The following is a 13,277-nucleotide window of genomic DNA, read 5'->3' on the forward strand; positions in this document are numbered from 1 at the left end:
AAGGTTTGAGCATTATGCAATCTAGCGATAACAAGGGCAAAAAGGGCAGAGTACAGGTATACGTAGCAAATGGTAGGTTAAGCGTTAGGCTACCACGGCAATACTTTGAGAATGGACAACAACCAAGGTATGCACTCAACATGGAAGATAACGAGTTCAATAAAGCTAGAGCAGATAAGATAGCTCAAAAAATTCAATTTGACTTAGAAGATAGTTGTTTTGATGAGACTTTAGAGAAATATGGAATAAATAAAAAAGTTAAAAAATTAGAAAATACCAACTTTGTTGGTATAGTTAGTTCTTCATTACCAACTACTTCAATTTCTACTCTAGATATATATGATATGTATTGTGAGTATAAAAAAGGTAAGTTAAAAGAAACAACTTACGTAGTTAGGTATAGAGGTGAGTACTTAAAAACGTTACAGCAAGCTATAAAAACCGTAGGTGATGATGCTATCAAGATTCATAACTGGTTAGTAGATAATGTTAATGCTAATACAACTAAAAGAGTTTTATCTATTGTAGACAAGGCTTATCAACTGGCTATACAGCAAAATTCAATAACTCACAATCCTTTTTTCAATTTACACAAAGATATTGACTTTAAAGATAATGACAAAACTCACTCACAAGAAAATGATATAGAAGATGATACAGATGTACTTGATAAGACTAAGTGCTACACATGGAATGAATCATTAATTATTAGAGATTACATCAAAAATCGAGTAGGTATAGCGCATTGGTATCACATTGTTAGTTTCAGATTCCTTACAGGTTGCCGACCGGGTGAGGCATTTGGTTTATGGTGGGGTGACATTTGGTGGGATAGAGAATGTATTGTCATCCGTCGTAGTTACGCTAGTAGTATTAGAAAATTCAAAAATACTAAGAATAATACTGAAAGAATATTCCCTATGCCTAAAAATGGTGAACTGTGGAATCTGCTAAAAGAGTTACCAGAAGGTGAACCGGGTGAGGTAGTTTTTAAGACTAGAACGGGAAAAGTTGTTTCTAGTAACAACGTCAACTATTTATGGTACGGGCACATAAAAGCAAGAATGAAGGGAATAATTTCTGATTTAATCAAGCAAGGTAAACTTAAGCAACATTTTTCTTTTTACAAATGTCGCCACACCTTTGTCACTCATCAGATATTCGACTTAGGACGGGAACCGGAGATAGTCAATGCATGGTGCGAACATAGCGACGCTGTAAGTCGTAAGCACTACCGAGATGTGAGTACTTATGCAATGCAAGCGAATCCAGAGCTACCAGCAAACCATAATCAAACCTTATCGGAAGTTGATATTTTGAAAAAACAGCTAGCTGAGATGCAAAAACAATTGGAGGAATTAAAAGAAAAAAAACAGAGCTAGTAACGAGGGAATCAGCATTCTAGCCTTTATGTAGGGAGGGTTGTTATATAAAAAAAAAGATGCCATGATTGATGGCATCAATGATGTCATCTTTTTTTATAGCTACTCGCTACCTCTTTACTTCCCTCATATTTACCCCTTCATTCATAAGTTTCACTTATACACAAAAAAATAGGGGTGACATCATATCACCCCTAAAACCATCTACCCACAATCCGCGTAACCTTACACTTTCTTAGCTTCTAACTCTTGTTTGGCAATATCAAACAAACTAACTAGCGCGTTGTCTTCATTCATATCGTTCGCTACATACTCATCAAACAATTGACGCATCTGTAAAGCTTCGTTATCCTTCTGAATAATAACCTCATCCTTAGCTTTATCACTTGCAGCAACAGTAGATAATTCATTCTTTAAATAGACAATATATTCAAAAGCCAAGTTAATAAACTCTTGTGCTTTTTCATTCTGAATAGCCATTAATCTTTCCCTTATAATGTGTATGTACTACTAGAGTATAACTCATGAAACTTGCAATTGATATAGGTCATAATTGTCCACCAGATACAGGCGCCATAGGAATAAAGCACGAATGTAAATTAACTAAAGAACTAGGTTTATTATTAATTTCAGAATTAAATAAAATAAAATCTATTCAAGCAATTAATGTTACACCAGACAGAGCATCTACAATTCGTGAATCATTAAATCTAAGAGTTATTAATGCAAATAGAATTAAAGCTGATTATTATATCAGTCTTCACTTTAATGCTTTTAACAAACGTGCTAACGGTAGTGAAGTATTCGCTATATCTCAAGATGGAAAACGACTTGCAAAGTGTGTTTTATCCGATATTGTCAAGCTAGGATATGTTAATCGAGGTGTTAAAAACGGTAGTCACTTACACGTACTTCGTAATACTCAAATGCCAGCAATTTTAATAGAAGTTTGCTTTATAGATTCACAATTAGATATGAGTATCTATAAAACAAGAGAAACGGTAGAAGCAATAATAGATGGATTAATCAATTTTTTTGCTTTGGATATTTGATTGATTTTCTGATGAATTAACCGTATTGTTTATTCTTTTGACAATACGGTTATTTTCCATAGAAATATTACGCACGTTTTTTAACTCTTCCGCCCTTACTTTCCCTGTTAACATTAATATCGATATTAATATTGCATTGGTTAATTCAAGCAATAACAATACTTCATAAATAGTAACCATTTTAATTAAGTACCTTCACGCATTTACATACATTATATAGATATATATCTATATATAAATGAGTAAAGTTACGTAATTATGCAGGTCTAAAACTCCTACCCTGGTCATTGTTTAATGCAGCTTGCACTTGCCCACCTAATCTTATTCTTACTGCTTGCACCCTACCTAACGTAGAACTTCGAGCTATTTTTTGTGCAGCAATATAAGTGTCTAAATTATTAGCAATAATAAAGCTAGCTTCGATACAAGCATCGGTAAACCCTTCTAAAGAATTTTGGTAAAAACGTTTCCAGTTGGGGTCTTGTTCTTTATCAATTTCGGCATCAATTACATTCTTTTTAATAGTCCAAGGTTTTTGATTAGCATCACCCCACTTTTTGAAATTCTCTTCACCTATCACACTTCTCACGTACTTTGCAAAATCACTATTTGGGTCGCGCTTTAACTCTCTTCTCAAGCTAGTAAATCTATTAACTAACTCAGAATTTAGAACAGTTTGAGAAGTTAACCTAATAATTTGCGCCACATAACCATACATTTCTGCTCTAGCATCTGGGTTTAAATCTTGTGCAATAGCGGCGGCTACCGCAGGGTTAAATCTGAAAGCAACGCTATTAGGTAAGGCACCACATACCAACCAACCCATAGCACTACCAACTGTAGTTCCTAATAAACCATATAAACCGTTTACTTTTTCCTCTACTTGTTTCCACAATTCCTCATCAGTCTGCATTATGTTGAAATTTAATACTTGCCCAGTAGCTTGTATTGCTGATTGAAGTATTGGGGTAACTACTGGCTGTAAAGTAATGGCAGTCATGAAACCGATAGTACTAGCTGCAAAAGTACCTAATGCACCAACTGCACCACCAACTAACATTCCTATCAAATTTCCACTAAATACTGCTACTGCCGCACCCGCGATATTTAGCCCTACCCATTTAGCAAAATCGCCAACGTTATTAACTCCAATTGCTTTTAAATCTTCTTTATACTCTTTAACCCATTCTTGACCCATGCCTTGCAATGTTTGAACACCGTTAAACCAATCGTCATACATTCCTTTAGCTGTATTAACAATCCATTGCTGGTCTTTAGACAAAGCTCCTATCCGTAAATTATTTCTTACTTTTTCTTTTGCACCCCTCATTTCATCTTTTTTAATTGTTATTGCTAATGGCATTATTTTTTACCCCCTTGCCCTTGTTGATTCCTTAAACTTGCTACTGATGTACGTAACCTATCAATTGTGATACCAAAGGTTTTACCATCTTTCGTGTAGTTTTTAATTAAAAAATCTACGTCTTTACAGAATTGGTCAAACTCTCTAGTATTTGCTTCTTGTGCCGCTTTGGCGTAACGCTTGCCTAAGCTTCCACCTAATGTTTTTTTACCATTAATAACATCAGACACGTGCAAGCTTTTTTCAATGCTGCCTTTAACTCTTGCTGTTGTTGTAGCTATATCTGGTAACTTACTCATCTATACTTACTCCGTCCTCGAATTGAAAATAATGTGCTAACTCTTCGCCCGATTCACTCATTGCACCCCTAATAGTTGAAGCTGCTTGTAATAAATCAAGCAATAAATCATGCAACGATTGTTTGCCACTCCAATCTTGATAAGTTATTTTACCAACGCTCATTTTTAAGAATCGCTTGAGGTCTTCATTCTCTGCAAGTGATAAATTCTTATCAGGTAAACTAACCGAAATTGGCACGCTAACTGACTTTTCAGTAGTTGGGTAATCCAAATAATCTTGTATATCTTCTGCGATGTAAGCTGCTCTAATTGCATTTGTTTTAGCTCCTATTGTTTCAGTTATATTTCTAATCAATAAATCATCCAAGAAAGTTAGGTTTTTATTTACCCCTCCTAACAGAATAATTATTTCTTTTAACGTTTCAGCTACGTTAACAAGTTCTACTCTCTCCTTTTTAATTTGCCCGTCTTTGTCTTTGGTTTCGTACTCAATAAGTTGATACCATTGACCCATAGTTGCTGATTCTTGCTCTACTTGCCAATTCAAAAACTCAGTTAATGATTTAAGTTCAATCTCTGGATTCTCATAAGCAAACTCAAATAATGAAACAATATCTTGAGGAAATATAGTTTTGTAATCCTCAATAATGCTTCTAGGGGCTTTAATAGGGTAATTTTCAATACCTATTAATCTGTTAGTTATTTCAGTTCTTTCTACATTTAATTTACTTCCCTCAAATAAAGTCATAGGTAATTTAGTGGCTTTTTGGTCGCCTGACCTATCCATGTCCTCATCAAAAATTACTACAGGCTCAGGTATGCCAATACGCTTAAGAATTAAACGTAATAAAGCATCATTGTTTTGAATGTTTGGACAGCAATTACATGTCATAGGTGGTGGTGGTGGTGGTTGATATTTGTAAGGCGGTCTATCCGCATCAGGCATATTAAAAGGTTTGCACTCAAAAGAGGTTTCTAGTGCATCAATTCTTAGATAGCTACCTTCATAAATAAAATAATTACCATATATATCGCTACCTTTGTCGGTAAGCTTAAGACTTCTATCGCCATATTCAGATAAAATTTTCATTTGTTCTGAGTTAAGGGGTTCAACACGTGTGTATGTACTGGTAGTGTCTTTATTAACTCTTTGGTAATTTTTGTTGTCTCTTCTAATTGTGTCAGACTCACCTTGTCCAATAATTTTAATAAAAGGAACGTAATTGTCAACTCCAATTTTAAAATTATCATCAAAAAAAGCAATTAACCTACCAAGCGAACCATAATAACATTTTCTTGTTACTTTAGCTTCATATGTCCAAATAGCATTCGGTTTATTTTGCCAATCATCAGAAACATCCCAACCATTAGCTTTATGAATATCTCCTAGTCTTTCGTAATCTCCTGCGCTTCCTATTCTAAAACTAGTCATCCATTCAGTATTTCTTCTATATAATAAATCTATATAAATTTCAACATAGTAATAATATTCAATATCATTTCCATCTATATCAATAGTCCCTAATGGCTCTAAACCTTTTTCAAACAATGAATAGTCAAATTTTAATAATGTTATTTTTCTTTCGTCTCTAGCTAAACAATTAATTCCACCAGAAAATCTATGTCCAACACCATCTTCATAACTTAAATAATATTTTGTAAATATTAACATTACTCCAAAAACATCACAACTAAGTGGTACAAAAGCGGGTGTTTCATATTCGTAAATAGGCAATGGTTGCTTAGGTGGTGGTAAATCACATTCTGGTTTTCGATAAATATAAGTTAATTGTGGAGAATAAGCGTGCATTGAAGAATATGCAGAAACATTAACAATAATGTTGCATTTGTCTTCTTTAACATCCACACTAGCGCTTACGATATCATCAAAAAGTTCTTCAGTTTGATTAAATTCAAACCGAGTAACAGGATTGCCGGGTAACGGCGGTGGATTGGGTAGCTTAGGAAATATATTACCTGACGGATTAAACGGATTTGGCTCTCTGTATCCACGTCTTACCATATAAAAATCTCTTAATAGTCAATAGTTAATTTACATAAGTAGGGGGTGCATATAGTTATAAAAAAAGATGCCAACAATGATGGCAACAATCATGGCATCTATTTTTATAAATACCTCCCACCCCTTGAGTTACCCCTCAACTTTTTACCATCCTGGGTATATATACCTAACTTCAAGCATATGCGTGGGTTTGTTGGTAAGTTTCATGTACTTTTCCAGCATTATTTCTTTATCTAACCTCCCATGTACTTGATAAGGCATTTTAAAATCTTCAGCCAAATTTTGATACTCAATCAATCTCGCGTAAGGATTAATATTCATATTTTTGTCTTTGTGTAAATTGCGAAACTAGTTTGTGCTGTACTTCCGTTTACATACCTTATTCTGTACGACGAAATATCTAAAGGAATGTTAAAAGTATTAACACCTGCTACACAATCTTTGCCAGAATATTGCACCCAAGTACTACTATTAATACTTTGGTCAACATAAAGAGTTCCTGGTGAACTAGTAACTACAGTAACGGTTAAATTGTTTCTCCCATTAGCGCTATTAGAGCTACCCGTAAAAATAGCGTTAGCTGCAAGATTTATAGAAGTGACTAATACGCTCTGACCTGCATCGCCAATGCTAACGCTACCAGAAACATTTGCTGTACTCGTAATAATTACAGGTAATGACTCGCTTGGAGTTAAGCTAGCTTTTGACGTGCTAACATCAACATTTATCAAGTCACAAAACTGATACAATACGCTATCTAAAAACAAATCTGTGCTACTAGCTGGAGGTGTTGAGTTATTTACTACTCTTATTTGAATATAATATTTTAAGTTTGGGTCGGGTAATTTCCTATTTCTTGCTGTCCTTATATCCCTAACTGCTGACACGTCAACAGATTTTGTCATGAATTTCAATTCATCAATTGATAAATCTATTTCCAGCATTGAATAACTGTTAGACCCTGGCATTATCATTGATGAATCAGTGCCAGCAATAGAGTTATTAGCTAATTGCCCAATTGCAGCAGTGTTAGAAGTTCCATTAAAGACACACCTAGCATAATTAGTTCCACTACTATCTACTATTTCTAAAACAAAAGATTGGTTAACTATTCTTTGAGTTAAATAATAAATAAAAAATACTCTACACGGAATGGTAAAAGTTTTTTTAGTTCTAATAATTGTTTGTGCATTAGCTGTAATACCACTCCTTAAACGTAATTCTGAATTGTTTACATTAATAGATTGATTAGTACCTAACTGCACCACTTCCCAATCGTCAGACAATAAATTACCGCTAAAATCATCTCTCCACTTTGTTACAAACTCTTGCTTTGAGTCAAAATTTACTAATTCCATACAATTTGTTTAATTAATTAAATTTAATGTTATTTAAATGCATTAAAGTAACTAAAGTAATTAATAATTACTTTAATGCGTAAACTTAAGCTATAGGGGTCGCGTTAAGTACAAATCTAGCGAATTGAGTCACAGTTAAAACCGTAGTATCATTATTAGTTTTTGCACTAATTGCACCGATAGACGCTGGGTATTCATCAATGAAATATCCATTAGGTAATATTTTCATAGCTGCATCTGTTGCATTTCCAAAATACAAAAGTGCGTCTTCATTTCCTGTATTCCAAATGATTAATTTACCTCTTGATTCTGTAGATGTTAAAAGTATTCCTTTAGTTGTCGTAATTTGCATGTTGATTGTCTCACCTTCTGCAATTACATCAATTTGTGCTGCGGTGTTTGGTTGCGTAAAATTAATTGGATTATAAATTCCCATATTCTTGTACTTGTAAACTACATTTCTATTGTATTGCCTTTAGCCTAAAACGTAATTACATTCGGTTCCTACCAACTGACTGCTGTTATCAATATCAGCAATAGCATAAATGTTACCGAAGAAAGGAAAATCTTTAGTAGTAAATTCATAATGTCCGTTAGGTTTAATAACCACTCCCTCTAAATAATTAAAATCTAAAACACCAAAACTTACAGTTATAGGCTGACTACCTTCATTTTGCAACAATACGTATTGCCTGTCTTCATTTTCAGATACAACAATTTGAGAAGCAATTGTAATTGTTTTATTAATAGGACTACAAGCTACTTTATTTTTTTTTTCAGGTATTACGTATTCTTGAGTAACACTACCGTGAATAGTTATTGTGTCATTACCTTGTAATCCCCCATAGCCAACATCAATTATTTGAACACCTATACTTTTACCATCTTCTAATTCTGCTGCTAATCCATCTGTTGCAAAATCCAATAAGTTATACATCCTATAAGGATAGCCAGAAGGATTAAGTAAACTAATACTTCCTATTTGTGACCAATCATTAGCACTGCCAATAAATATATCTAATTGCTTCCTAGGTGAACCAAATTCTATATCTAATGCTTTATATAGTTTTTCAGATTCACTATCTTCTAGCCTAAAGTTAGGGAGTCTAACTGCTGGTAAACTACTGATTTTACTAAATGCTTTTAAGTTTTTAACAAAAGCTGATTTAGCTATTACGTCGCTAAAAGCATTTAATGAATTGTCAAATAATGAAATAACTTCATTGCCATTGCCAGAATTTATTTTGACATTAATAGTTTTAACAATATTTGCTGATTGCATATTAGTCTCTCAAGTATTCCTTAGCCATTACTTTTACAGTACCGTCGTCTTGCAATGATGTTTCAATTGGCAAAGTAACAGTGCCACTAAATAAGCTTCTATCAACGTCGTAAGTAAAAGCTACATTATTATCATTGTTTGTATTTTTTGTAGAATCACTTTCTTTAATTTGAATAAATGATAGTAACTCTAATAAATATGCTTCGGGTGTAGAGCTAACAAACGTTCCACCACTACCAGCAGTAAAACCAGTGTTTTGTAAATATGGTTTAGCTACACTTACCATTTGACCTAAACTATTAATTTCTGGCGTAGCATCAATACTAAAAGTCATGTTAGCCAACTGAGTACCTAAGTTATAGCTAATACTTATGTTGGTTCTGTTATCAGGGTTTTTACTTGGCTGTAATTCCATTAACTTAATGTAGGTCAATAACTCTAACAATTGACTTTCGGCTTTGCTTGCTTTTAGCGTGGCGCCACTACCAGGTGTTACTACTGTCATGTTTAGCACTCTTCTTTATCAGTATTTATAAACTAACTAGTAGCTTTATCCCTGGCAACAGTGGTTAAAAGTTTTTAACGGTAGCAACGTATGCTCAAAAAAAACTTAGCTAGTCAAAAAAAATAAAAAAGACTATAACCCTAGGGTTGTCACCAGAATTTACCTCTTGTCAAATTAAGTAAGGTGTAGTTAAGTTGGCTATAGTACACATTTACAGAGGTTTTATTACTTATGCCTTACGGAGATAGACGACAGGTTGCGGTACCATGTCCGGGTGATGCTGATGTACTACACGGTTTTAATACTGACGTGTCAGAAGCAACTAGTACAGCATTAGGGCACACTGCTGTTGATGCTTCAAACTTAGCTAGTACTATTTTTGGGATTAACTCACCTAAGCCAGCTACAGCCAAAAAGTTTTTTGGTACAAATAGTAAAGGTTATGAACAAAGTTTTATTGCCGCTGGAAGCATTGCAACTGCTAGGGCTGATGGTTGGGAAATAAAGCCCATTAAAATCATGACTTTAGGTAATACAACTTTTGCAAGAATTTGTTTTGTGGAAGCTAAAATATCTTCTGGTTCTGTTGGTAGTTACTTATTTGCGTGGAGGATGCCGTTATGGCAATACAACGCAATTACCGAAGCCGAAAGAACAGCGTTAGGTATTCAAACTTTTAATCCAGCGAATGACCAACCACTACAAATGATATTTGGAGTTACTAGCAAAAATAGCAAGCCTAAGCGCGCGCGTAAAAGAAGTGTTGTAAATGGTCGAACAAGAGTTATATCTACTTTTGTGGATTATACGAAAGAAGATAACAAACCAGTAGGTTGGGCATAAATAATGATAATACTGCCGGGTGATTATGAGTACCAAGAAACTTTAAATTACCCGTCATTATTTATGCAGTTTAGGCATGAGTTGACGGGTAATTATTCTTGGATTAAAAACATAGAAACTGGAATGGTTGAACCAGTGAGTTATAAAAGATTACAAGAATATTTAAATGATGGTGAATATGATGTGGCTATGGAAGATAATGAAGAAGAAGAATTAGATATGTTTGATTATGTGGATACCTGCGGGGTTTATAACGCCTGATAAAACTTGGAATAGATTAAGTGTTCAGTTAAATGAACCAAGAGAAATACAGTTAATTTATAGCACTAATTGGAATGATTGGAATAACGATAGTAATCTTAGAAGCTATGGCGGGTTAAGGTATTATTCCCCTAAGTTTGAAGGGTTAGTAGGTTTTCAAAAGTTATATCCTAATCAAATAAACCAAATAATTTTAGTCCCCGATAAATTACAATTGCTTGACCTGTATGTAGAGGTTAGGCAATTTTCTTATACAAAAAAGAACTACTGGAAACCACGAGAAGAGTTAATATGGAATGTAGAAATTAATTTTCAGTGGTAACTATGGAAGAAATTATTTTGTCGGGAACAGAAGAAACTTTAAAGCCAGTGATTACATTACTCATTGGCATTTTTCAAATGATTGAAAATAGAGATATAGGTGATATTGTTGCAATGCCTGTGCCTGAATATGTTAGAGCAAATCCTTTGACGACTAAGTTGTGCATTACTTATTTTTCTAAAAAAGAACCACCTTTCTTTAGTAAAAAGCAAGACAAAATTATTAAAGCTATTTACAATATTCCAGATGTTAAACATGGTGCTTTAAAGTGGGAAGCAATTAAAAATGCGGCTGGTGGTGCTAATGGTTATCAGTGGGGAAGATTTAAAGCAAGAGCTAATTTAAACAATGGTAGAGAAATGAGTATTTATGGTGCTAGTGGCGAGATAGCAGAAAAAAGATTATTAGAACTATTGACTTTATCTAACGCGAAAATAAAGACATTATCTATTACTGAAGAAAAAAAAGAAGGGGTAAGAGCATCTGACCAGGGACTATACAAAGAAGCTACCCAGATGTATCCCGCTTATTTCAGTATTTTGAACTCAGAAAAAATAATCATTGAAAGCAATCGAGAACATATTATGAACGCTCGGACTACCATGAGTGGTACCTATAAAAGAACTCAAACCAGAAGAGTGGCTTTATGGGTGGATAAAAAACCAGCAGATTGTGACGCGGTTATAGCAGAAGCTTTGCGCCGTGGTGATGAAGAAGGTAATCAGTAAATATAGCGATATAGTTATGTAATAGATGCGTTAGTACATCTACACTGATAGTTAATAATTTGTAAAGTTATGTAACAAACAGTTGCGACCGTTGTTTTTTTTTATACAGTTACAAAAGTTGATTCTACAGAGGGATTGACGAGTCAAAAGCTTTACCCAGTAAGCGTTGTGGCTTTATCTATTAATATTGCTTTCATTCTACCTACTGAGATAAAGTTATTTTTTCTTTACAAATTAATGCAGATGGGAGCTAGAAATTTTACAAAAAATAACGAATGTAGCAATACGTGGTTGATTGAATGAGAAAGTAGTAATATGTACTTATTAGTACATATTAACTACTGACTAATGGGGATAGCTTGGGTGTGCATGTAGATAAAAAAATAGATGCCATGATTGATGGCATCATTGATGCCATCTATTTTTATAAATACCTGCTTACCTTACCTATTGCTAAAAAACTTCAAAGTAGTAATACAAAATTCAAAAAATGTCAACACATTCTTGGAAAGATTTTAAAAGAAATTCTCTTTCTTTTAACCTTCACCCTAATATGCTTATGCCTAATGGGTATACAACATATTCGACTACACACTTAAGGGGCGAATATGATAAAGAGAAAACAGCAAAAGCAGTACATTTTGATATTGAGTATGTTTGCTTTTGGATAATTAACAAGGTAATCAAGAAGCTGTCGATTACCTCATACGACCAATTAGAAACATTAACGAAACTTGCATGGGATGAATACATTAAGCAGAGCAAAGTACAGTAAACCAATTGATAACTTATCATTTTGGTTTGACCCTAAATTAGGTGAACGCTATTACCTAAAAAAAGATGTACCAGTATCCCGTATATCTCAATGTGAATACTGGGATAGCATGTTAGAGTTTAAAGTTTACAATGAGCTTTTGAATTTATTTCCCCAAAAAGCAATAGAACGTCAACATGTAATTAACGTTTTACCAGCGAAGCCACCATTTAAAAAGTGGACATGGGATATAGATTTTAAGGTTAATGTTGGCAACACTTCTTTTTACATTGAAGCTAAAGGTAAGTGGTTAGTTGATAACTTAGCAAAAGAAGGATTTTGTAAAACTCTACGAATACTAGAAATGTTCCACCCTGACATTTTTAGTAACTTGTACATAATTGGTTCATCGTATTCGGGTGAGTGGAATATACCAGGCACAACAATAAAAGTGCAGCCACTATCAAAAATTAGCGAGGTTTTATTTTGGAACAAACAAAAAGTAACGACATAATAACAATTCAAGACTTAATGGATTTTACGTTAATAACATTGTTTCCATTGAAAGAGCCGGGTATCACATTAAAACAAATAATGACTGGCTGGCAGAAAAAAAGGGGGACAATGATGGAATATGCGAAAACTAAACACTACATTTTTTTTGATGTAGATAACGCATGTATCCGAGTGCTGCCTTTATCATTTGATGGTGGTTTTATGCCACATGAAAGAATGATGTCAGCTTTTCCTGTTGGATTTACAACGCAAGTTCAAAGTATGAACGATGTAGATTACACGTTGTTTGTTGATAAACACACCGGTAAAAAAGCTTCGCTAGTTTTTTCTTACCAAGGTATTCATTTTCTTGATACTGTATTTGTTGGTAAGCAATTTAACCATTCAATTGCAGCATTAACGTTAAGTGAAACTATTAATTTTTTGGCTCACGCTAAAATATCAGAGCATTACGAATGTGTAATGCTTTATCCACCAACTTAATCAATTAAAGGAGACTAAAAACAATGCCTAAGCAATCAATTCAAGAAAGATTGAACGAAAAATTTAATCAAACAAAAGCATTGCATCAGTTTGATTTAAGGAATGG

Annotated in this window: 19 protein-coding genes; 9 read left to right on the forward strand and 10 right to left on the reverse strand. The window is 33.8% G+C overall.

Annotated elements, in window-relative coordinates; translation table 11 throughout:
• Positions 1 to 1,382 (forward strand): tyrosine-type recombinase/integrase (locus DSM106972_RS12920; protein WP_233787885.1); only part of this gene is annotated, 1,382 nt, incomplete at its 5' end.
• A 225-nt stretch (positions 1,383 to 1,607) separates the two neighbouring features.
• Here the strand turns inward: DSM106972_RS12920 and DSM106972_RS12925 are convergent.
• Positions 1,608 to 1,862, reverse strand: coding sequence for a hypothetical protein (locus DSM106972_RS12925; RefSeq protein WP_127081089.1), 255 nt, complete (start codon positions 1,860 to 1,862; stop codon positions 1,608 to 1,610).
• A gap of 44 nt (positions 1,863 to 1,906) precedes the next feature.
• On the opposite strand from DSM106972_RS12925, the gene DSM106972_RS12930 reads away from it, so the two are divergent.
• Positions 1,907 to 2,434 carry an N-acetylmuramoyl-L-alanine amidase gene (locus DSM106972_RS12930; RefSeq protein WP_127081090.1) on the forward strand — a complete coding sequence of 176 codons (528 nt, stop codon included), beginning with the start codon at positions 1,907 to 1,909 and terminating at the stop codon, positions 2,432 to 2,434.
• Here the strand turns inward: DSM106972_RS12930 and DSM106972_RS53380 are convergent.
• The 9 genes from DSM106972_RS53380 to DSM106972_RS12970 form a co-directional block, all read right to left on the reverse strand.
• The gene (locus DSM106972_RS53380) at positions 2,405 to 2,614 is read right to left on the reverse strand and encodes a hypothetical protein (RefSeq protein ID WP_127081091.1); all 210 of its coding nucleotides are present in this window, start codon (positions 2,612 to 2,614) and stop codon (positions 2,405 to 2,407) included. The two genes, DSM106972_RS12930 and DSM106972_RS53380, sit on opposite strands and share 30 nt — an antisense overlap.
• Positions 2,615 to 2,690: 76 nt before the next feature.
• Positions 2,691 to 3,797 (reverse strand): hypothetical protein, encoded by a 1,107-nt coding sequence (locus tag DSM106972_RS12940; protein WP_127081092.1) that lies wholly within the window; start codon positions 3,795 to 3,797, stop codon positions 2,691 to 2,693.
• Positions 3,797 to 4,096 carry a hypothetical protein gene (locus DSM106972_RS12945; protein ID WP_127081093.1) on the reverse strand — a complete coding sequence of 100 codons (300 nt, stop codon included), beginning with the start codon at positions 4,094 to 4,096 and terminating at the stop codon, positions 3,797 to 3,799. Before DSM106972_RS12945 ends, DSM106972_RS12940 begins: the two co-directional genes overlap by 1 nt.
• The gene (locus DSM106972_RS12950; RefSeq protein WP_127081094.1) at positions 4,089 to 6,119 is read right to left on the reverse strand and encodes a hypothetical protein; all 2,031 of its coding nucleotides are present in this window, start codon (positions 6,117 to 6,119) and stop codon (positions 4,089 to 4,091) included. The genes DSM106972_RS12945 and DSM106972_RS12950 overlap by 8 nt, the downstream gene beginning before the upstream one ends.
• Before the next feature lie 144 nt (positions 6,120 to 6,263).
• Positions 6,264 to 6,440 carry a hypothetical protein gene (locus DSM106972_RS52180; RefSeq protein WP_170213573.1) on the reverse strand — a complete coding sequence of 59 codons (177 nt, stop codon included), beginning with the start codon at positions 6,438 to 6,440 and terminating at the stop codon, positions 6,264 to 6,266.
• Positions 6,437 to 7,477, reverse strand: coding sequence for a hypothetical protein (locus tag DSM106972_RS12955; RefSeq protein WP_127081095.1), 1,041 nt, complete (start codon positions 7,475 to 7,477; stop codon positions 6,437 to 6,439). Before DSM106972_RS12955 ends, DSM106972_RS52180 begins: the two co-directional genes overlap by 4 nt.
• An 85-nt stretch (positions 7,478 to 7,562) precedes the next feature.
• On the reverse strand, positions 7,563 to 7,913 hold the full coding sequence (locus tag DSM106972_RS12960) for a hypothetical protein (RefSeq protein ID WP_127081096.1): 351 nt from the start codon (positions 7,911 to 7,913) through the stop codon (positions 7,563 to 7,565).
• A gap of 39 nt (positions 7,914 to 7,952) precedes the next feature.
• A complete protein-coding gene (locus DSM106972_RS12965) occupies positions 7,953 to 8,759 on the reverse strand; it encodes a hypothetical protein (protein ID WP_127081097.1) in 807 nt (268 codons plus the stop codon).
• Position 8,760: 1 nt separating this feature from the next.
• The gene (locus DSM106972_RS12970; RefSeq protein ID WP_127081098.1) at positions 8,761 to 9,264 is read right to left on the reverse strand and encodes a hypothetical protein; all 504 of its coding nucleotides are present in this window, start codon (positions 9,262 to 9,264) and stop codon (positions 8,761 to 8,763) included.
• Between the two features lie 231 nt (positions 9,265 to 9,495).
• Between DSM106972_RS12970 and DSM106972_RS12975 the strand changes: the two genes are divergently transcribed.
• The 7 genes from DSM106972_RS12975 to DSM106972_RS13005 all read left to right on the forward strand — a co-directional run bounded on the left by DSM106972_RS12975 (position 9,496) and on the right by DSM106972_RS13005 (position 13,171).
• A complete protein-coding gene (locus DSM106972_RS12975; RefSeq protein WP_127081099.1) occupies positions 9,496 to 10,107 on the forward strand; it encodes a hypothetical protein in 612 nt (203 codons plus the stop codon).
• Between the two features lie 3 nt (positions 10,108 to 10,110).
• A complete protein-coding gene (locus DSM106972_RS12980) occupies positions 10,111 to 10,368 on the forward strand; it encodes a hypothetical protein (protein WP_127081100.1) in 258 nt (85 codons plus the stop codon).
• Complete coding sequence (locus tag DSM106972_RS12985; RefSeq protein WP_127081101.1) at positions 10,337 to 10,690, forward strand: hypothetical protein; 354 nt, start codon at positions 10,337 to 10,339, stop codon at positions 10,688 to 10,690. Before DSM106972_RS12980 ends, DSM106972_RS12985 begins: the two co-directional genes overlap by 32 nt.
• 2 nt (positions 10,691 to 10,692) lie before the next feature.
• Positions 10,693 to 11,418, forward strand: a complete 726-nt coding sequence (locus tag DSM106972_RS12990; protein WP_127081102.1) for a hypothetical protein — start codon at positions 10,693 to 10,695, stop codon at positions 11,416 to 11,418.
• Between the two features lie 490 nt (positions 11,419 to 11,908).
• A complete protein-coding gene (locus DSM106972_RS53385; RefSeq protein WP_127081103.1) occupies positions 11,909 to 12,193 on the forward strand; it encodes a hypothetical protein in 285 nt (94 codons plus the stop codon).
• Positions 12,162 to 12,686: a hypothetical protein gene (locus DSM106972_RS13000; protein ID WP_127081104.1), complete on the forward strand. Its 525-nt coding sequence runs from the start codon at positions 12,162 to 12,164 to the stop codon at positions 12,684 to 12,686. The genes DSM106972_RS53385 and DSM106972_RS13000 overlap by 32 nt, the downstream gene beginning before the upstream one ends.
• The gene (locus DSM106972_RS13005; protein WP_127081105.1) at positions 12,659 to 13,171 is read left to right on the forward strand and encodes a hypothetical protein; all 513 of its coding nucleotides are present in this window, start codon (positions 12,659 to 12,661) and stop codon (positions 13,169 to 13,171) included. The genes DSM106972_RS13000 and DSM106972_RS13005 overlap by 28 nt, the downstream gene beginning before the upstream one ends.
• Positions 13,172 to 13,277 lie beyond the last annotated feature (106 nt).

The organism is Dulcicalothrix desertica PCC 7102, from assembly GCF_003991905.1.
Lineage (GTDB): Bacteria > Cyanobacteriota > Cyanobacteriia > Cyanobacteriales > Nostocaceae > Dulcicalothrix > Dulcicalothrix desertica.

What these genes read in the sequence shown, in the direction of transcription:
- DSM106972_RS12945 (WP_127081093.1), bottom strand. Translation starts at nt 4,096, where the DNA reads ATGAGTAAGTTACCAGATATAGCTACAACAACAGCAAGAGTTAAAGGC.
- DSM106972_RS12970 (WP_127081098.1), bottom strand. Translation starts at nt 9,264, where the DNA reads ATGACAGTAGTAACACCTGGTAGTGGCGCCACGCTAAAAGCAAGCAAA.
- DSM106972_RS12985 (WP_127081101.1), top strand. Translation starts at nt 10,337, where the DNA reads ATGTGGATACCTGCGGGGTTTATAACGCCTGATAAAACTTGGAATAGA.
- DSM106972_RS12940 (WP_127081092.1), bottom strand. Translation starts at nt 3,797, where the DNA reads ATGCCATTAGCAATAACAATTAAAAAAGATGAAATGAGGGGTGCAAAA.
- DSM106972_RS53385 (WP_127081103.1), top strand. Translation starts at nt 11,909, where the DNA reads ATGTCAACACATTCTTGGAAAGATTTTAAAAGAAATTCTCTTTCTTTT.
- DSM106972_RS12955 (WP_127081095.1), bottom strand. Translation starts at nt 7,477, where the DNA reads ATGGAATTAGTAAATTTTGACTCAAAGCAAGAGTTTGTAACAAAGTGG.
- DSM106972_RS12960 (WP_127081096.1), bottom strand. Translation starts at nt 7,913, where the DNA reads ATGGGAATTTATAATCCAATTAATTTTACGCAACCAAACACCGCAGCA.
- DSM106972_RS53380 (WP_127081091.1), bottom strand. Translation starts at nt 2,614, where the DNA reads ATGGTTACTATTTATGAAGTATTGTTATTGCTTGAATTAACCAATGCA.
- DSM106972_RS12930 (WP_127081090.1), top strand. Translation starts at nt 1,907, where the DNA reads ATGAAACTTGCAATTGATATAGGTCATAATTGTCCACCAGATACAGGC.
- DSM106972_RS52180 (WP_170213573.1), bottom strand. Translation starts at nt 6,440, where the DNA reads ATGAATATTAATCCTTACGCGAGATTGATTGAGTATCAAAATTTGGCT.
- DSM106972_RS13000 (WP_127081104.1), top strand. Translation starts at nt 12,162, where the DNA reads ATGAATACATTAAGCAGAGCAAAGTACAGTAAACCAATTGATAACTTA.
- DSM106972_RS12980 (WP_127081100.1), top strand. Translation starts at nt 10,111, where the DNA reads ATGATAATACTGCCGGGTGATTATGAGTACCAAGAAACTTTAAATTAC.
- DSM106972_RS12925 (WP_127081089.1), bottom strand. Translation starts at nt 1,862, where the DNA reads ATGGCTATTCAGAATGAAAAAGCACAAGAGTTTATTAACTTGGCTTTT.
- DSM106972_RS12990 (WP_127081102.1), top strand. Translation starts at nt 10,693, where the DNA reads ATGGAAGAAATTATTTTGTCGGGAACAGAAGAAACTTTAAAGCCAGTG.
- DSM106972_RS12965 (WP_127081097.1), bottom strand. Translation starts at nt 8,759, where the DNA reads ATGCAATCAGCAAATATTGTTAAAACTATTAATGTCAAAATAAATTCT.
- DSM106972_RS12975 (WP_127081099.1), top strand. Translation starts at nt 9,496, where the DNA reads ATGCCTTACGGAGATAGACGACAGGTTGCGGTACCATGTCCGGGTGAT.
- DSM106972_RS12950 (WP_127081094.1), bottom strand. Translation starts at nt 6,119, where the DNA reads ATGGTAAGACGTGGATACAGAGAGCCAAATCCGTTTAATCCGTCAGGT.